At 69.9% G+C, this 17,814-nt stretch carries 18 protein-coding genes; 8 read left to right on the top strand and 10 right to left on the bottom strand.

The window, feature by feature from the left end:
• Positions 1–40: 40 nt before the first annotated feature.
• Entirely contained in the window at positions 41–1,501 is a 1,461-nt protein-coding gene (locus NGJ44_RS06910) for an aldehyde dehydrogenase family protein (protein ID WP_053245238.1), read from the bottom strand.
• A gap of 169 nt (positions 1,502–1,670) precedes the next feature.
• Complete coding sequence (locus tag NGJ44_RS06905; protein ID WP_251863503.1) at positions 1,671–3,203, bottom strand: hypothetical protein; 1,533 nt, start codon at positions 3,201–3,203, stop codon at positions 1,671–1,673.
• A gap of 222 nt (positions 3,204–3,425) precedes the next feature.
• On the opposite strand from NGJ44_RS06905, the gene NGJ44_RS06900 reads away from it, so the two are divergent.
• Positions 3,426–4,166, top strand: a complete 741-nt coding sequence (locus NGJ44_RS06900; RefSeq protein WP_053246252.1) for a sulfite exporter TauE/SafE family protein — start codon at positions 3,426–3,428, stop codon at positions 4,164–4,166.
• 75 nt (positions 4,167–4,241) lie between these two features.
• Positions 4,242–4,961, top strand: coding sequence for a GntR family transcriptional regulator (locus NGJ44_RS06895; RefSeq protein ID WP_053246253.1), 720 nt, complete (start codon positions 4,242–4,244; stop codon positions 4,959–4,961).
• 85 nt (positions 4,962–5,046) lie between these two features.
• Here NGJ44_RS06895 and NGJ44_RS06890 read toward each other — a convergent pair whose 3' ends face one another.
• The 4 genes from NGJ44_RS06890 to NGJ44_RS06875 form a co-directional block, all read right to left on the bottom strand.
• Positions 5,047–5,430, bottom strand: coding sequence for a 2Fe-2S iron-sulfur cluster-binding protein (locus tag NGJ44_RS06890; RefSeq protein WP_251863502.1), 384 nt, complete (start codon positions 5,428–5,430; stop codon positions 5,047–5,049).
• 18 nt (positions 5,431–5,448) lie between these two features.
• The gene (locus NGJ44_RS06885; protein ID WP_053246532.1) at positions 5,449–5,778 is read right to left on the bottom strand and encodes a hypothetical protein; all 330 of its coding nucleotides are present in this window, start codon (positions 5,776–5,778) and stop codon (positions 5,449–5,451) included.
• Between the two features lie 4 nt (positions 5,779–5,782).
• Complete coding sequence (locus NGJ44_RS06880; protein WP_053246533.1) at positions 5,783–6,079, bottom strand: 2Fe-2S iron-sulfur cluster-binding protein; 297 nt, start codon at positions 6,077–6,079, stop codon at positions 5,783–5,785.
• Between the two features lie 71 nt (positions 6,080–6,150).
• Positions 6,151–6,882, bottom strand: coding sequence for an iron-containing redox enzyme family protein (locus NGJ44_RS06875; RefSeq protein ID WP_053246534.1), 732 nt, complete (start codon positions 6,880–6,882; stop codon positions 6,151–6,153).
• A gap of 234 nt (positions 6,883–7,116) precedes the next feature.
• Between NGJ44_RS06875 and NGJ44_RS06870 the strand changes: the two genes are divergently transcribed.
• The 4 genes from NGJ44_RS06870 to NGJ44_RS06855 all read left to right on the top strand — a co-directional run bounded on the left by NGJ44_RS06870 (position 7,117) and on the right by NGJ44_RS06855 (position 10,871).
• Positions 7,117–7,341: a hypothetical protein gene (locus tag NGJ44_RS06870; protein ID WP_251863501.1), complete on the top strand. Its 225-nt coding sequence runs from the start codon at positions 7,117–7,119 to the stop codon at positions 7,339–7,341.
• A gap of 186 nt (positions 7,342–7,527) precedes the next feature.
• Positions 7,528–8,760: a SorA family sulfite dehydrogenase catalytic subunit gene (gene sorA / locus NGJ44_RS06865; RefSeq protein WP_053246535.1), complete on the top strand. Its 1,233-nt coding sequence runs from the start codon at positions 7,528–7,530 to the stop codon at positions 8,758–8,760.
• A 10-nt stretch (positions 8,761–8,770) separates the two neighbouring features.
• Complete coding sequence (gene sorB, locus NGJ44_RS06860; RefSeq protein WP_053246536.1) at positions 8,771–9,085, top strand: SorB family sulfite dehydrogenase c-type cytochrome subunit; 315 nt, start codon at positions 8,771–8,773, stop codon at positions 9,083–9,085.
• Between the two features lie 94 nt (positions 9,086–9,179).
• The gene (locus NGJ44_RS06855) at positions 9,180–10,871 is read left to right on the top strand and encodes an MFS transporter (RefSeq protein WP_251863500.1); all 1,692 of its coding nucleotides are present in this window, start codon (positions 9,180–9,182) and stop codon (positions 10,869–10,871) included.
• 109 nt (positions 10,872–10,980) lie between these two features.
• On the opposite strand, the gene NGJ44_RS06850 is transcribed toward NGJ44_RS06855, so the two are convergent.
• Genes NGJ44_RS06850 through NGJ44_RS06840 form a run of 3 tightly spaced genes read right to left on the bottom strand, consistent with a single transcriptional unit; the run spans position 10,981 to position 13,910 of the window.
• A complete protein-coding gene (locus tag NGJ44_RS06850; protein ID WP_251863499.1) occupies positions 10,981–11,715 on the bottom strand; it encodes a phosphoribosyltransferase in 735 nt (244 codons plus the stop codon).
• A gap of 19 nt (positions 11,716–11,734) precedes the next feature.
• The gene (locus NGJ44_RS06845; RefSeq protein WP_053246538.1) at positions 11,735–12,925 is read right to left on the bottom strand and encodes an amidohydrolase; all 1,191 of its coding nucleotides are present in this window, start codon (positions 12,923–12,925) and stop codon (positions 11,735–11,737) included.
• 7 nt (positions 12,926–12,932) lie between these two features.
• On the bottom strand, positions 12,933–13,910 hold the full coding sequence (locus NGJ44_RS06840) for a Bug family tripartite tricarboxylate transporter substrate binding protein (RefSeq protein WP_251863498.1): 978 nt from the start codon (positions 13,908–13,910) through the stop codon (positions 12,933–12,935).
• 118 nt (positions 13,911–14,028) lie between these two features.
• Here NGJ44_RS06840 and NGJ44_RS06835 point away from each other — a divergent pair, with 118 nt between their 5' ends.
• Both NGJ44_RS06835 and NGJ44_RS06830 read left to right on the top strand, forming a co-directional pair.
• Positions 14,029–14,949: a LysR family transcriptional regulator gene (locus NGJ44_RS06835; RefSeq protein WP_251863497.1), complete on the top strand. Its 921-nt coding sequence runs from the start codon at positions 14,029–14,031 to the stop codon at positions 14,947–14,949.
• A gap of 150 nt (positions 14,950–15,099) precedes the next feature.
• Positions 15,100–16,521: an MFS transporter gene (locus tag NGJ44_RS06830; protein ID WP_251863496.1), complete on the top strand. Its 1,422-nt coding sequence runs from the start codon at positions 15,100–15,102 to the stop codon at positions 16,519–16,521.
• A 65-nt stretch (positions 16,522–16,586) separates the two neighbouring features.
• Here NGJ44_RS06830 and hutI read toward each other — a convergent pair whose 3' ends face one another.
• Positions 16,587–17,813, bottom strand: coding sequence for an imidazolonepropionase (gene hutI / locus NGJ44_RS06825; RefSeq protein ID WP_251863495.1), 1,227 nt, complete (start codon positions 17,811–17,813; stop codon positions 16,587–16,589).
• Position 17,814 lies beyond the last annotated feature (1 nt).

Here is a 17,814-nt window from a genome sequence, read left to right as displayed (position 1 = left end):
ATGTCAGGGAAGACACGGGCCCGGGACGTGTCGGCACGCCCTAGCCCGCGCGGTAGACGGTCTTGATCTGCGTGTAGAACTCCAGCCCCACGCGGCCCGACTCGCGGAAAGTGGACGTGCTGGAATGCTTGAGGCCGCCGAACGGGGCATTGATGAGATTGCCCGTGGTGGTGCGGTTGATCTTCACCGTGCCCGCCTGGATGTCGCGCGCGAAGCGGTGGGCATGGCGCGCGTCGGTCGTGGCGATGGCGGCCGACAGGCCGTATTCCGTGTCGTTGGCTTTGGCGATGGCGTCTTCGTAGCCGTCCACCTCGATCAGGGCCAGCACGGGGCCGAAGATTTCCTCGCGCGCGATACGCATCTGCTGCGTCACGTCCGTGAAAAGCGCCGGCGTTACGTAGTAGCCCTTGCCGTAGGCCCCTTCCACGAGCCGGTCGCCACCATGCAGGTGGGTGGCCTCCTGCTTGCCGATGGCCACGTAGCTCAGCACATTGTCCAACTGCTGGCGCGTGGCCAACGGGCCCAGGTCGAAGCTGCCTTCCAGCCCGTTGCCGATGGTGAGCGACTTCATGCGCGCCAGCAGCTTCTCGGTGTAGGCCGGCAGCACGCGCTTGTCCACCAGCACCCGGCTGGTGCCGGTGCAGGCCTGGCCGCTGAGCGAGAATCCGCCTTTGATCGCCAGGTCCACGGCGCGCTCCAGGTCGGCGTCGGCCAGCACGATGAGCGGGTTCTTGCCGCCCAGCTCCATCTGGGTACGGGTCGTCAGCCCGGCGGCGCGGTGGATCTGCTCGCCCGCGGCCGTGGAGCCGGTAAAGGAAATGGCGCGCACTTCCGGCGCGGCTGTCAGCGCCTGGCCCACGGCCGAGGCCGGCCCGGTAATGAAATTCAGCACGCCGGCCGGCAGCCCCGCCTGCAGCAACGCCTCGGCCAGGCGCAGGCCGGAAAGCGGCGCATCGGACGAGGGCTTGAACACCACCGTGTTGCCGGTGATGAGGGCCGGCGCGATCTTGCGGGCGGGAATCGAAATCGGGAAATTCCAGGGCGAGATCACCGTCACCACGCCCAGCGGCTCGCGCTGGGTGTAGACCACCATGTCGGGATCGTCGTTGACGAAAGTCTCGCCGGTAAAAGACTGGCCCTCCACGGCATAGAAACGCAGCGTCTGGGCCGAGCGCATCACCTCGTCCCTGGCCAGATTCAGGCCCTTGCCTTCTTCGCGCGTGAGTTCGCGGCCGAATGCCTCGGCATGGTCCTCCAGGTACTGGGCGGCGCGCAACAGGATGGCGGCGCGCTTGCTGACCGGGGTGTCGCGCCAGGCGGCAAAGGCAGCCTGGGCGGCCTGCACGGCGCGGCGCGCGTCCTCGGCGCCGGACACCTGGAAATGGCCCACGACGTCGCCGGTGTCGGCCGGGTTGACGTTGGGCGCGGTCTTGCCCGAGGCGCAAGCGACCCATTCGCCGCCTATGTGGTTCAGAAATACCTGTTGCGAGAGATCGTCCACGGAATGCTTCCTTTGCCGGCGCGGCCGGCGGTGCGGCGTCTGAGAATCGTGCTAATGAACATTGTATACTTTAATCCGTATGGCGCGATCCGTATTAACCCCCGGTTCCGCAGGGCCGGGGCCATGAAAAAAGGGGCCGCGAGGGGCCCCTTTGCCGTGCCCGCGCCGCCTAGCTCCAGATGAGCACCGCGCATATCGTGGAAATGACCAGCGCCACGACCACCGGCAGCAGCAGCGCCCGCACCAGCGACAGCACGTGCACGCGCGCAAAGCCCGCCACCGCGATCAGCGAAGACCAGGCGATCAGCGTGCCGCCGCCCGTCCACACCGCGCCCATCTGGCCCACGGCGGCCAGGGTGGCCGGGTCCACGCCCACCACCGGCCCCAGCGCCCCGGACAGCGTGCCCGTCAGCGGCAGGCCGGCGAAGCCCGAGCCGTCGATGCCCGTGATCATGCCCACCAGAAGCACGCCGAAGGCCACCAGGAAATGGTTTTCGGGAATGAAGTGCTGCGCCGCCGAGATGATCTCGAACAGCAGGCCCGGCGCCTGCGCCTGCGGCACGCCCAGAATCTGCGCCGCCGTCTCGTTGGCGCCCACGAAGAAAAAGCCCGCGATCGGCAGCACCGAGCCCATGGCCTTGAAGGCGAACACGAACCCGTCGGTGACGTGCTCGGGGCAGACGTCCAGCATGCGGCGCGGGCCTTCGGCCGCCAGCGTCACCAGCATCATCAGCACGAAAGCCACGCCGCCCACCAGGGCCGCCGCGTCGCCGCCGCGCAGCGCCGGCAGCGAGGGAAAGAGGCGCGGCAGCACCATCACGGCGATCACGCCCAGGAAGGCCAGCGGCGTCACCACGGCGAACAGGCGCGACCAGCGCACCCGGCGGCGCTCCTCGTCGGAACAGGGCGCGGCCGGCGGCAGCGCATGATCGGGCCCGGCCGTGCCGCGGGCGAGTTCCGCCTTGTCGAAAGAGCCGGAATGCTCGATGCGCTCCAGGCTGCCGTCCTGCGCGCGGGCCTGCCAGGCCCTCAGCAGCCCGGCGTCGGCCGGCACGATCTGGCGCCGCACCAGCAGGTAGGCGATGACCAGCGCCACCCCGCCCGTGATGAGCGACAGCACCAGCGCGCGATCGGCCACGGTGGCCGCGCTGACCGCCGCGCCGGCCGCCTTGGCGCTGATGCCGGGGGCCACCCCGATGACGTAATCGGACGAAAGCGCCATGCCTTGCCCCGCGATGGCGATGGCCATGGCGCCGGCCAGCGGCGGCAGCCCTGCGGCGATCGCCGCCGGCAGCAGGATGGCCGACACCAGCGGCACCGCGGGCGTGGGCCAGAAAAAGAGGGAGATCACATAGGTACAGACGACGATGATGAGAAACGAGGAATGCCCGCTGCGCATCACCTTGCGAAAGGGCTGCACCATCCGCACGTCGGCCTGCAGCGTCTTGAGCGAATTGAGCAAGGCGGTCATGAACGTGATGACCAGGAAGATGTTGAAGAGCTCCTTGGCGGCCACGAAGCTGGCCGAGAAAATGCCGATCAGGCCGCTGATGGGGTTGCCGGTAATGGCAAACACCACCAGAAACGTGCCGATCACCGACGGCACCACGACATTGGCGCGCAGAATCATCGTGAGAATGATCACGATCACGCTGAGCAGATAGACCCAATGCGCCACATTGAGTACGACGTCCGATTGCATGCGGTTCCCCTTGTATTGTGACATCCGAAATCGTCACATTGGTATACTATATTTCGTAGGGCGCTATACCAATCGAAATATGCATGCCCTAGGGAAAGCGATAAGCCTAAAAAACCCACGATTATTCAGGAGCTTGTCGGGGTTTACCCGGAAATTCCCTGACCTGTCGATAGCCGGACTGAATTTCTAGATAGACTATCGTATACATATTGAGACAAACCTATGCCGGCTCTCCCCCCTCCCGATCTCTGGCACTACGCCACCATGGCCGTGGTGGTGTTCGGCGCGGCCATCGCCCAGGGCGTGGGAGGCATCGGCTTCGCCATGTTCGCCGCGCCCGTGGCGGCGCTGTTCTTCCCCCAGCTCGCCCCCGGGCCGCTGCTCACGCTGGGCGGCTTCATCTCCCTGCTCACCGCGCTGCGCGAGCGCGCCGCCATCCACTGGCCCTCGGTCAGCTACGCGCTGGCCGGCCGGGCCGTGGGCACGCTGCTCGCCATCTACGCCATGACGCGGTTCCCGCCCCAGGCGCTGGGCGCGCTGTTCGCGGTGCTGGTGCTGGCCGCCGTGGCGCTGAGCGCGGCCGGGCTGCGTTTCGAGGCCAGCCCGGCGCGCGTCTCGGGCGCGGGCGTGGCCTCGGGACTCATGGGCACCATGACCTCGGTGGGCGCGCCGCCCATCGCCATCGTGCTGCAGCACGCCGCGCCGCCGCGCCTGCGGGCCACGCTGGGCATGGTGCTCTTCCTGGGATCGATTTTCTCGCTGTCCATGCTGGCGCTGGCCAACCGCTATACGGCGCATCACGCCGGACTGGCGCTCAGCCTGGCTCCCTTTCTGCTGGCCGGTTTCGCGGTCTCCAACCGGCTCCGCCACCGCCTGCCGCCGCACGCGGTGCGCGCCATCCTGCTTGCCGTGTGCGCGCTGAGCGCCATCGGGGTGCTTGTCAAAGCCTTCTGGGGCGCATGATGGGGCAAACACCCATCGGCGCTGCTACACCCGGTAATACAATGGAGACTGTATTCATTACGCCATGTCGCCCCCATGACCTCCGCCACCGATAGCCTGCATGCCGAGACGAAATCCGCGCCGCTCAAGATCGGCGAGCAGCATCCCCAGCTTTTCGCGGTCATCCGCGACAAGCTGCGCGAACGCATCCTGAGCGGCGAATTCACGCCGGGAGACCGCCTGGTCGAAGGGCGGCTCTCGGAAGAGATGGGCGTGTCGCGCATTCCCGTGCGGGAGGCGCTGCGCGCGCTGGCCGCCGAGGGCCTGGTCACCATCGAGCCGCGCCGCGGCGCGTCGGTGTCGGTGCTGTCGGAAGCGGCCGCCTACGACATGGTGGAAGTGCGGGCCACGCTGGAGGGCCTGAACGCCAAGCTCGCGGCCCAGCGGCGCGACGAAAAGACAGTGGAGCGGCTGCAGGCCTTCCTGCGCGAGGGCACGCAGGCGGTCAGCAGCGGACAGCTCGACAAGTTCCAGGCGCTGAATTCCCAATTCCACGAAATGCTCGCCACCGTGGCCGGCAACGCGGTGCTGACCGACCTCATGCGTTCGCTGCGCGACCGCACGGCGCTGGTGTTCGCGCCGAGCAATATGCACCGCGCCCGGCAGAACTGGGACGAGCATGCGCAGATCCTGAACGCGGTCATCGCGGGCAACGGCGACCTGGCGGCCCTGCTGGCCAGCCAGCACGTGCACAACGCCGCCAAGGCTTACACCGAAGCCAAGCAGCAGTCGCAGTCGCGGGCGTCGGCCGCTTGATCCGGCGGCCGGCGATCCGGCGGCCGGCGATCCGGCGGCCGGCGGTCCGGCGGCCGGCGCCCCCGAGACCCGGCCGCGCCCGCGCTCAGGCGGATTCGGCCGGCGATTCCGCAGCCGGCGATCCGGCGGCCGGCGCGCCGGCGGTCCCGCGCGGCGCCACGCCCACTACGATGCCCTTGCCGTTTTCCACCACCCACGACACCTTGATGTCGCCTTTCACGAAGGTCTGGCAGGCCATGCGGTAGCCGGCCTCGAAGTCTTCGGGCCGCAGGTGCTTGCGCTCCTTGGGCTTGATGGCGTCGGTGTTTTCCAGCCCGTCTTCGATGCGGCACTTGCAGGTGCCGCACAGACCTCCGCCGCACTTGAACGGAATGCCTCCCTGCTCCCTGAGCGACACGCGCAACAGGTTGCTGTTCTCGGGCGCGGTGGCAACCTTGCCGCCGTTGGAAATGAATGTGATGTGGACCATCTTGTCTGGATCCCGCTTTCAGGCTCCGCCGGCGGCCGCTTCGGCGGCGCGCAGCGTGAGCCGGGTTTCGATGCTGCCGAACCGGGTCAGGTGGTCCAGCTCCTTGCGCGCCGCCTCGATGGAATCGAATTTCTCCAGGAACTTGGTAGGCACGCGGTTCACCACGTGCGGCGGCGTTTCTTCCGTGACGACCACCCGCGTCTCGCCCCGCAGCCGGGCGATGCTGTAGACCGCCAGCCGGCGGCCGTAGAAGTGATAGTCGTAGGTTTCGACGATTTCCACCTCCGGCCCGCATTCGGTGCGGAACACGCCGGGTTTGGTGGTCAGGATGACGAATGCGGATTCCATCGGCTCACTCCTGGTCCTGAACCAGCTCGATGTCGCTGTTGAGCCAGAGCTGGCAGGCAAGCCGGTAGCCCTGCTCGATGCGGTCGCCGAGCTGCTTTTTTTCCTTCCAGTTCACCGGAGGCAGGTGTTCCGCGCCGGCCAGCACGCGGCAGGCGCACTTGGCGCACTTGCCCATGCCGCACTCGTAGCGCAGGTGGGGATAGGGAAACTGCTTGATGCCGGCGCGCACCACCAGGTTGGTGTTTTCCTTCACCTCCTCGGTGTAGGTCTGGCCGCCTTTGTGAAATACGACGATAGGCATGGTGTGCGTTCCGAAGTCGCCCCGGCGCGAACCGGGGCGACGGCTCCTGTGTGTCCTCTCCGGGGCCCCGTTCAGGCGGCCAGGCCCAGCTCGGGCAGCGAGATTTCCTTCTGCACATAGTCGTTGTAGAGCGCCGTGGTGTAGAGCAGGCGCATCTGGGCGCCGATTTCGCAGATCTTCAGGCAGCGCTGCTGCAGCTCCACCGTGTTGGCGTGCTCCAGCACGATCTGGTAGCCGCGCTCGCCGTGAATCTCGTCGGACACGATGTGCAGGTCGAAAAACTCCACCTCTTCGTCGGTGAAGCCATACTTCTCGCGCAGCGTGGGCGTCTGCTTGCGGTAGATGGAGGGCACCTGCGATTCCAGGCCGACCACCAGGCCCGCGACGGCCACGATGGGGTCTTCGCGCATGGCGACCGCATAGCACCAGCTCTGCAGCCCGCGCGTGGTGGGCGACATGTTGTCCGGGTCCACGACGCGCTCGCGCGTGGTGCCGCAGGCTTCCGCGAAGCGGATCAGCAGGTCCGTGTGGCGGTCGCCGCCGATTTCTTCCTCGTACATATTGGCGAGCAGGAAATCCTTGGCCTCGGTGTAGCTGTCGGGGGTGCGGGCGTACAGGTAGCCTAGGTAGTCGGCGAAGGGACCGACGTAGTGATAATGGTTTTCCGCCCAGCGGGCCAGGTGCTCGCGGCTCAGCTTGCCTTCGGCCCAGGCAATGCTGAAAGGCGAGGCATTGGCGCTCTTGCCCTTGATGGCGTTTTCCAACGCCGTGCGGAATTCGTCTCGGTTCATCAGTTCAGCCATGTCGCGCTCCAGATCCAGAGGGAGGAATGCCAGGCTCTCATAGCCCGACCATGCTGAACATTGTATACCGTCTACCATTTTTGACTGCTAGGGTATTCCCGCCCATGGAGAGCGGGGCCGGAAATATAGGGATATGTTCAAGCAAATCAATGACTTGTCGGCGCAGATCGGGGCTGGTGCGTATTCGGGTTTTCCCGTACAATGAATACACTTTCAAGGCAATACGGAAATACCATGAACACCCCCCAATCCAACCGCCATCCCCTCGGAGAAGCCCGTATCGGCCAGCAACTGCTGGCGCACTATGCCCGCCGCGATGCGGTGCGTCATGCCACGCCGCTGCTGCCCTCGTCGTGGGCCGAGCTGCTCGCCCCCTTCCGCAGCGCCCGCCTGCGCCCCCAGCGCGCGGCCCCGGCCGCCCCCCGCGCCAGCGAGGACACGGCCTGCCAGGCGGGCTGATTCCGTCTGATTTCGCCTGGCGCGGCCCGCGCCAGGACGGAAAACGCCGTTAATGGAACGGCCGCGGCGCGTTTCCAGGCGCGCATTTAGGTATTTGTCAGCTAGCCTCTCCTAGGCTGATCGGACCGGACCGCAGAACGTCCCGGGCCCGATGGCCCGCAACCAGAACAGTCCAGGAGACAATCCATGACAGCCCCCGCCGAAGACAGGCGCCGGCGCTTCCTGCGCCAGGCCTGCGCCCTGGGAGCCGCCGGCTCGCTCGCCGGCCGCGCCGCCGCCGCGCTGGCCGCCCCTTCCACCATCACCCTGCCTTTCGCCAATGGCGAGCGCGAGCTGGTCGCCTATCCGCAAAAACGGCCGCTGATCCGCCTCACCGCGCGCCCGCCGCAACTCGAGACGCCCTTTTCCGTTTTCGCCGAAGACGTCATCACGCCCAACGATGCGTTCTTCGTGCGTTATCACCTCGCCAACATTCCCACCCAGGTCGATCCAGCCGCCTACCGGCTGCGCGTTACCGGCCTGGTGGATGCGCCGCTGGAACTGACGCTGGACCAGCTCAAGAAGGATTTCGGCCCGCCCGTCGAGCTGGTGGCGGTGGCGCAATGCTCGGGCAACAGCCGGGGCTTCTTCGAGCCCCGCGTGGCGGGCGGCCAGCTGGCCAACGGGGCCATGGGCAATGCGCGCTGGCAGGGCGTGCCGCTCAAGCGCGTGCTCGAAAAGGCCGGCATCCGCGCCCAGGCCAGGCAGATCACGTTCGAGGGCCTGGACCGGCCGGTGCTGCCGGCTACGCCGGAGTTCGTCAAGGCCCTGGACGCCGCGCACGCGATGGACGGCGAGGTGATGCTGGCCTGGTCCATGAACGGCGCGGACCTGCCCATGCTCAACGGCTATCCGGTGCGGCTCGTGGTGCCCGGCTATTACGGCACCTATTGGGTCAAGCATCTGGCCGACATCAAGGTGCTGGACCGCGAGTTCGACGGCTTCTGGATGCAGAAAGCCTACCGCATCCCCGACAACGACTGCGCCTGTACCCCGCCGGGCAAGGCGCCGGAAAAGACCCGGCCCATCGGCCGCTTCAATGTGCGCAGCTTCATCACCAGCCTGCAGGACGGCGGCCGCCTGCCGGCCGGCAGGCGCAGCACGGTGCGCGGCATCGCCTTCGACGGCGGTCAGGGCATCCGCGAGGTGCAGTTCTCGGCCGACGGCGGCAAGTCCTGGAAGGCGGCCACGCTGGGCCAGGACCTGGGCCGCTATTCGTTCCGCGAATGGCGGATCGACCTCACGCCCGCGGCCGGCCGGCACACGCTGCTGGTGCGCGCCACCAGCAATGGCGGCGAGACCCAGCCCATGCAGCCCGCCTGGAACCCGGCCGGCTACATGCGCAACGTGGTCGAAGCCATCCACGTCACCGCCGCCTGAGGAGAGCGCCATGCCTACCGCCTTTCCGCGCCTGGCCGCCGCCCTCGCCCTGGCCGGCGCCTGTGCCGCCCCCGCCCTTGCGCTGGAGATCGACCTGCCCAAGGAAACCGCCACGCTGCACGCCGCCTCGGGCGCCCAGAACGCCGCCCAGTGCTACATGTGCCATTCGGTGGACTACATCTCCTCGCAGCCGCCCATGCCCGCCGGATTCTGGGAAGCCGAAGTCAAGAAAATGGTGCAGACCTACGGCGCGCCCATCACGGCCGAGCAGATCCCGCTGATCGTGCGGTACCTGGACGAGGCCTATCCCCCGCAGAAGAAGTAAGACTCCGGCCGGGTGGCCCGGGGGCGGGAACTTTGGGCGTACCATTGAGCGGACCCCGGCGCGGCAGCGCCGGGGGACGTTTCAAGAGGTCTACATGCTCTCACCCGTCTCGGCCAGTACCGACCTGCCTGCCGACCCGCCGGCCCCGCCCGAGCCCGTGCTCCAAGTCAGCACCCTTTCGCCGTTCGCGTTCCCGGCGTTCCGCACCATCTGGATCGCCAATCTCTTTGCCAACCTGGGCACCTGGGCCCAGTCCGTGGCGGCCGCGTGGATCATCACCACCCAGCAGAGCAGCCCGCTGATGGTGGCCATGATCCAGGTCGCGGCGGCCCTGCCGCTGGTCGCCCTGTCCATCGTCACCGGCGTGGTGGCCGACAACCACGACCGCCGCAAAGTCATGCTGCTGGGCATGCTGCTGGAGCTGACGGGCGGGGTTTTCATCACCCTCCTCGCCTTTGCCGGGCTGCTGCATCCGATCACGCTGATCGCCTCGGTGTTCTGCATCGCCATCGGCAGCGCCATCGTCACGCCGGCCTGGCAGGCCGCGGTGGGCGAGCAGGTGCCCAAGGCCCACGTGGGCAGCGCGGTGCTGCTCAACAGCGTCAACTTCAACGTGGCGCGGGCGGTGGGGCCGGCCATCGGCGGCCTGCTGCTGGGCGCCATGGGCGCGCCCTGGGTGTTCCTGCTCAATTGCGTCTGCTACGGCGGCCTGGTCTGGGCCATCTGGCGCTGGAAGCGCGACGTGCCCGCGCGGCGGCTGCCGCCCGAAGGCCTGTTCGAAGGCGTGGTCGCCGCGCTGCGCTACACCCAGCATTCCACCGTGACACGCATCGTGATGCTGCGCTCGTTCGCCTTCGGCCTTTCGGCCAGCGCGCTCTGGGCGCTGCTGCCGCTGCTGGCGCACGAGCACAAAGGCGGCAACGCCCTGCTGTACGGCTACATGCTGGGCGCCCTGGGCGTGGGCGCCATCCTGGGCAGCGCGGTGGTGCGCCGCGTGCAGGCCGCCTGGGGCGCGGGCGGCCTGATCAGCGGCGCGGCCACGCTGCTTGCCGTGTGCCTGCTCATCCTGGGCCTCACCGGCACGCTGTGGCTGGCGTTTCCGGCGCTGCTGCTGGCGGGCGGCTGCTGGATCGGGGTGCTCGCCACCTACAACACCACCGTGCAGATGCTGGTGCCCGACTGGGTCAAGGCGCGTTCGCTGGCGCTCTACCAGACGGCGATCTTCGGCGGGCTGGCGGCGGGCTCGTTCATGTGGGGCCACTTCGCCGGCACCATGGGCGTGTCCGGCGCGCTGGCGGCCGCCGGCATCATGCTCGGCATCACCGTCGCCCTGCTGTACCGCTCGCGCCTGCCCGAACACGTGGATGCGCAATCGCTGGCCCGTGCCGACAGCGCCGAGCCGGCGCTGGCCCAGGCGGGCTTCAATACGCAGCACGGCTCGGTGCTGGTGGCGGTGGAGTACCTGATCGCCCACGAAAAGCTGGGCGACCTCATCAAGACGGCGCGCCCGCTGCGGCTGCTGCGGCTGCGTAACGGCGCCCAGCAGTGGCAGCTTTTCCGCGACCTGGAGCGCGAGGGCGTCTGGCGCGAGGTGTTCCTGGTCGAAAGCTGGATGCAATACCTGCGCATGATCGACCGCATGACGCTGGCCGACAAAATGGTGCTGGACCAGGTCCGGGCCCTGCATGGCGGCGAGGCCCCGCCGGTCGTGTCGCGCAACATCAGCTACCTGGCCATGAACGCCGCCCAGGGATTTTCGCTGCGGCGGCGCCCCGATCCCCCCTGACGAGCCGGGGCCCCCTCATGCTCATGTCCCTGCTCGGCAAATGGCGCGGCCGGCCACGCGGTTCCGGCCGGCCAGGCCGCGCGCGCCGCATGGGCGCGAGGCCCGGGGATCAGGCGGCGGGCTCGGGCTCCCAGCCGCCCGCCGTGCGGCGCATGCGCGGCGACTCGAAGGCGCAGGCCAGGGGCAGCGGCCGGCCCGCCTCGTCGACCAGCCGCTCGCGCCACCTCTGCCCCTGCTGCATGGCCACCACGATGCCGGCCACGCGCGCCTCGCACCGCGCAAGCAGCGCCAGCGCCGAGGCCATGGTCTGGCCCGTGCTGACGGCGTCGTCCACCACCAGCACGCGGCGGCCGCGCAGGCAGCCGGCCAGGTTGGGGTCCACGTACAGGCGCTTGCCGGCACCGGGCGTGGTCAGCGAATGCACCGGCACGGACAGCGACTCGTCGTACCAGTATTTGCGCGAGTAGCCGAAGGGGATATAGCGGCTGAACCCCAGCGCGCGCGCCACCAGCGGCGCGAACGCCAGGCCCAGCGTGGGCAGGCCCACCACCAGCTCCGCACCGAAGGCGCGGGCGCGCTGCGCCATGAAGCCGGCCAGCGTTTCCACCACGTCCAGGCTGGCGTGGTTGGCGATCAGCGAGGCCACGCAGCGGCCGGCGTCGCCCGGCACGCCGCGCAGCGGCAGCACCAGGTAGCGCCCATCGGGCAGGCGGGCCGGATAAGCCCGCGCATAAGGCGGATTGGCCGGCACGCGCAGCGTCCCGGCGGTTTCGATGGCCTGCCAATATTCGGTGGTGGGGTCGAACGGCAGGCCGGCGGCGTCCGGCGTCGGCGACACGGTCATGCGCTGCGTCTCCCGGCCGTCAGCCCGCCGGCGCCAGGAACGCCTCGGCCAGCCGCACCCAGTAGCTGGCCGTGACCGGCAGAATGGCGTCGTTGAAGTCGTAGCCCGGGTTGTGCACCATGCAGCCTCCCTCGCCCTCGCCGTTGCCCACAATGAAATAGCTGCCCGGCGCTTCCTGCAGCATGAAGGCGAAATCGTCGCTGGCCTGCAGCGGCTCCAGGTCGGGAATCAGCCAGTCCTCGCCCAGCCAGCGGCGCGCCACCTCTTCGGCAAAGGCGGTGGCCTCGCGGTCGTTGACCACCGGCGGATAGCGCCAGCGGTAGTCCACTTCCACGGTGGCGCGGTGCACCGCCGCCTGCGCCGTGGCGATGGCGGTAATGCGCTCGCGCAACAGGGCGCGGGTCTCGGCGCGCCGCGCGCGCACGGTCAGGCGCAGCTCCACCGATTGCGGAATCACGTTGGGCGCGTCGCCGCCATGAATGGCGCCGATGGTCACCACGGCCATGTCGTTCGGGTCGATCTCGCGCGACACGATGGTCTGCAGGGCCAGCACGATGCCGGCCGCCGCCACCACCGGGTCGACCGCCGCGTGCGGCATCGCGCCATGCCCGCCCACGCCGCGCACGGTGATGATCACCGTGTCCGAGGAACTGTACATGGCGCCGGCCCGGAAACCGAAACGCCCGGCCGGATAGCCCGGCTCGTTATGGAAGCTGTAGACCGCATCGCAGGGAAAGCGCTGGAAGAGGCCGTCCTCGATCATGCGCTGCGCCCCGCCGTGGCCTTCCTCGGCTGGCTGAAAAATCAGGTTGAGCGCGCCCTCGAAGCGCGCGCGCCCGGCCAGCGCGCGCGCGGCGGCCAGCAGCGTGGCGGTGTGGCCGTCGTGGCCGCAAGCGTGCATCTTGCCCGCCAGGCGGCTCGCATAGGGCAGCCCGGTCGTCTCCTGGATCGGCAGGGCGTCCATGTCGGCACGCAGGCCCAGCCGGCGTCCGCCCGCGCCGCGCCGCAACGTGCCCACCACGCCCGTGCCGCCCAGGCCGCGGTGCACCTCGTAGCCCCAGGCGGCCAGGCGCTCGGCCACCAGGTCGCCGGTGGCATGCTCCTCGTAGGCCAGCTCCGGGTGGGCGTGGATGCGATGCCGCAGCGCCACCATCTCGTCCTGGATGGCGCGGATTTCCGGCAGCACCGGGTCTTGTTCGTCCTGCTTCATGGCCGTGTCACTCCTGCCGGATGTGGGCGCGCTCGACGATGCGCGCATAGACCGCCTGCTCCTTGCCCAGGAACGCCCGGAACGCCTCGGGCGTGCCGGCTCCTGGCAGCGCCCCGCCCTCGGCCAGCCGCTGCCGCACGTCCTCCATGCGCAACACCGCGTTCAGCTCGCGGTTGAGCGTCTGCACCACCCCGGGCGGCGTGCCCGCCGGCACGAAGACGCCGGTCCAGGTGTTGAGCTCGAAGCCCTTGAGTTCCGGCGTCTCGCCGAAGGCCGGCACGTCCGGCAGCGAAGGCACGCGCGCAGCCGAGGTCACGCCCAGCGCGCGCAGCTTGCCCTGGCGCACCAGCGGCGTGGCGCTGGTGGTCACCAGCAGCCCCAGGTCCACCTGTCCGCCCAGCACGTCGTTGGTGATCTGCGCGCCGCCGCGGTACGGGACGTGGACCAGCTTCACGCCCGCCTGGTCCTGCATGACTTCCATCGCCAGATGCAGCACGGTGCCCACGCCCGAGGTCGCGTAGGTCAGCGAGCCGGGCTGCGACCGCGCCAGCCCGATCAGGCCGGCCACGTCGCCGGCCGGCAGCCCGGGACGCGCCAGCAGCACCACCGGCGCGGTGGTTATCAGCGCCACCGGCGCCAGGTCTTTCTCGGCGTCGTACTTCACGGCCGGATTGACCAGCCCGGCCACGCTGATGGGGCCGTCGAAACCCATGACCAGGGTATAGCCGTCTGCCGGCGCGTGCGCCGCCCGCGCCACGCCCAGCACGCCGCCGGCCCCGGCGAGGTTGTCCACGATGACCGCCTGCCCGATGCGCTCGGAGAGCTTTTGCGCGATCAGGCGCGCCGTCGTGTCCACGTTGCCGCCGGGACTCACCGGCACAATCAGGGTCAGGGGACGCGCCTGCGGCCACTGGGCGGCGGCGGGCGCGGCGATACAGAACGCGGCCGCCAGGGCGGCGGCGGAAGCAAGCAGTCGTTTGAGCATGATAAGCGTCGGGTGCGTATGCGCGGCAAGGCGCGCCGCGGCGGTGACCGGCGCCATGGTACGCAGCCGCGCTTCATAACTGAAATGGTATATTTTTATAGATTCATCAGATAAATCTATGACCGATCCCGCCCCGGCGGCTCCCCTGCGCCAGCCCACCCTGCGCCAGTTGCGCGCCTTCAAAGAGGTGGCGCGCCACGCCAGCTTCAGCCGCGCCGCCGAGGCGCTCGCCCTCAGCCAGCCGGCGCTGTCGGCCGCCATCCGCGAACTGGAAGCCCTGGTGGGCGCGGCGCTGTTTCACCGCACCACGCATCAGGTGCGGCTCACCCCCGCCGGCCAGGCCGCCCGCGCGCAGATCGAATGGATGCTCAACAGCTACGGCCACGGCACCGAAGACCTGCGCCGCCTGCTCGGCGCCCAGGCCGCCACGGTGCGCATCGGCTGCATCCCGTCCACCATGCACCTGCTGGCGCCCGCCGTGGCGCAATGGCGGCTGCGCCACCCCGAGATCGCGCTGGTCCTGAGCGACCATCTCAACGACGAACTCATGGCCGCGCTGGCCAATGGCGAACTGGACATCGGGCTGGGGCTCGACTTCGGCCTGGCCCGGGGCGTGACCGCCCGCTTCGTGGCCGAGGACGAACTGGTGGCGGTGCTGCCGGAAGCGCATCGCCTGTCGCGCCGCCCCGCCCTCGCCTGGCGCGACCTGCGGCACGAGCCGCTGGCCGTGCTCTCGCGCGGCAGCACCTACGAAATGATCGTCGCCACCCTGCGCCAGCAGGGCGCGGATCTGGCGGCGGCCGACACGCTGAACTACACCGACACGCTCTACAGCCTGGTGCGCGCCGGGCTGCGGGTCGGGCTGATCTCCCGGCTGTACACCCAGGGCCAGCGGCTGGACGGGCTGTCCGTCGCGCCGCTGACCCGGCCCCGCCTCGCCCGCCGCATCTGCCTCATGATGCGGGCACCGGCCTCGCAGTCGCGCGCCGCCGTGCGCGACTGCGAGGCCGGACTGGCCGAACTGCTGCGCGCGCCCTGAAAGCGGGGCGCGCGCGCCGTCCGGGGCGGGCCGCAATTCAGGGATGACGGACCACGTCTTGGGAAAACAGTCCTAGAATGTGGTACCGATGTCCGGTTCCCCACCGTCGTCCCGATCCGCGGCCGCTGCGCCCCCAGCCCCTCGCCCTCCATGTTTTCTTTCGCCCGACACACCGTCTACCCGCCCGGCCAGGGCCTGCCCGCCGCCGAGCGCGCCGGCGCCCTCATGGCCGTCATGCTGGCCGTCTGCATGGCCAGCCTCGACACCGCCATCGCCAACACCGCCCTGCCCACCATCGCGCGCGACCTGAACGCCAGCGACGCGGGGTCGATCTGGGTCATCAGCGGCTATCAGCTCGCCATGGTGGCGGGGCTGCTGCCCGCCGCGGCGCTGGGCGAGATCCTCGGCCACCGCCGCGTGTACATGGCGGGCCTGGCGCTCTTCACCCTGGCCTCGCTGGCCTGCGGGCTCGCGCCGACGCTGCCCGCGCTGGTGGCGGCGCGCATCGCCCAGGGCCTGGGCGCGGCGGGCGTGATGAGCGTCAACGCGGCGCTGCTGCGCTTCATCTTCCCGGCTTCCGTACTGGGGCGCGGCATGGGGCTGAACGCCATGGTGGTGGGCCTGTCGTTCGCCGCCGGCCCGACCGCGGCCTCGGCCATCCTGATGCTGGGCAGCTGGCACTGGCTGTTTCTCGTCAACGTGCCGCTGGGCCTGCTGGCGGGCGCGCTGGGCCTGCGCGGCCTGCCGGAAACCACGCGCGCGCCGCACGGGTTCGACAGGCTGGCCGCGTTGCTGTGCGCGGCCGCGCTGGGCCTGCTGGTGCTGGGCGCCAACGAGGCCGCGCACCATGCTCCCTGGCAGCGCCTGCTGCTCGAATGGGGCGGCGCGGCCATCGCGCTGTGGCTGCTGATGCGCCGCCAGGCCGGCCACCCCGCCCCCATCCTCGCGGTCGACCTGCTGCGCCGCCCGCTCTTCGCCCTGTCGGCCGCCACCGCGGTGTGCGCCTTCGCCGCCCAGGGGCTGGCCTTCGTATCGCTGCCGTTCCTGCTGCAGGCGGTGCTGGGCTACACGCAGGTGCACACGGGGTTCCTCATCACGCCATGGCCCGTGGTGGTGGCCTTCATGGCGCCCATCGCCGGCCGGATGTCCGACCGCTACCCGGCGGGCATGCTGGGCGGAATCGGGCTGGCGCTGCTGGCCCTGGGCATGATCTCGCTGGCCCTGTTGCCCGCGGCGCCCTCGGCATGGGAGATCGGCTGGCGCATGGCGCTGTGCGGCGCGGGCTTCGGCTTTTTCCAGTCGCCCAACCTGCGCGCCATCATGACTTCCGCGCCGGCCTCGCGCGCCGGCGGCGCCAGCGGCATGATCGGCACGGTGCGGCTGCTGGGGCAGGCCTCGGGCGCGGCCCTGGTGGCCGCCTGCTTCCAGCTCTCCACCGCCAACGGCGCCGTGCTGGCGCTGTGGCTGGGCGCGCTGTGCGCGGCGCTGGCGAGCATCGCCAGTTTCATGCGCCTGCGCTTCGGCGCCGCGCCGGCCTGCCAGCGCCAGGAGCCCTGCGCCCGCCGCGCCTAGGCTGTGCTGCCCCCCGCCTGGCGCCGCCCCACGTTCCAGCCGTGCGCGGCGCCGGTGGGCGCGCCTCAGGAAGCGGCGACCTGCACAGGGCCCGCCGCCTGCCGCCCATGCCGCACCACCCGCGCCGGCGGTTCGCCGCCGATCCAGTACGCCAGCTCCGACGGATGGGCGATGTCCCAGGCGACGAAGTCGGCGAACTTGCCCACTTCCAGGCTGCCGTGCGTGCCGCCCAGCCCCAGGGCGCGCGCGCCGTTCAGGGTGGCGCCGGCCAGCGCCTCTTCCGGCGTCAGCCTGAAGAGCGTGCAGGCCATGCTCAGCATCAGGCGCAGCGACAGCACCGGCGAAGTGCCGGGATTCGAATCGGTGGACAAGGCAATGGGCACGCCGTGCCGGCGCAGCAGGTCCACCGGCGGCATGCGAGTCTCGCGCAGCGCGTAATACGCGCCGGGCAGCAGCACCGCCACCGTGCCGGCGCGCGCCATGGCGCGGACGTCGTCCTCTTCGAGATATTCGAGATGGTCGGCCGACAGCGCGCCGTGGCGCGCGGCCAGCGCCGCGCCATGCAGCGGCGAGAGCTGCTCGGCGTGCAGCTTCACCGGCAGGCCCAGCCGGGACGCGCATTCGAACACCCGTTCGACCTGCGCCGGCGAAAAAGCCAGGTGTTCGCAGAAGGCGTCCACCGCGTCCGCCAGCCCCTCGCTCGCCAGGGCGGGCAGGATGCTGCCGCATACCAGGTCGATGTAGGCGTCGGGCCGGCCCGCGTACTCCGGCGGCAGGGCGTGCGCCGCGAGACAGGTCGTGCGCACCGTGAGCGGCAGCTCGCGGCCCAGCCGGCGCGCCACGCGCAGCATCTTGCGCTCGTTGGGCAGGTCCAGCCCGTAGCCCGACTTGATCTCCAGCGTGGTCACGCCGTCGGCCAGCAGGCGCAGCGCGCGCCGGCGCGCCGAGGCATAGAGCGCATTCTCGTCGGCCTCGCGGGTGGCCCGCACCGTGCTCAGGATTCCGCCGCCCTGCGCCGCGATGGTTGCGTAGTCCACGCCTTGCAGCCGCTGCTCGAACTCGCGGCTGCGGTTGCCGCCGAACACCAGGTGCGTGTGGCAATCCACCAGGCCCGGCGTCACCCAGGCGCCGCCGAGGTCGTGCTCCACCGCGCCGGCCGCCGGCGGCTGGGCGGCGCGTGGCCCGATCCAGGCGATGCGTTCCCCTTCGGCGAGGATGGCGGCGTTCTCGATCAGGCCGTAGCGGCCCTGCGCCAGCGTGGCCACGTGGCAATTGCGCCAGAGCTGCAGCATG

The organism is Achromobacter sp. Marseille-Q4962 (genome assembly GCF_943737005.1).
In the GTDB taxonomy this organism is placed as follows: domain Bacteria; phylum Pseudomonadota; class Gammaproteobacteria; order Burkholderiales; family Burkholderiaceae_B; genus Achromobacter.
This window is presented reverse-complemented; position numbering and strand designations above follow the sequence as displayed.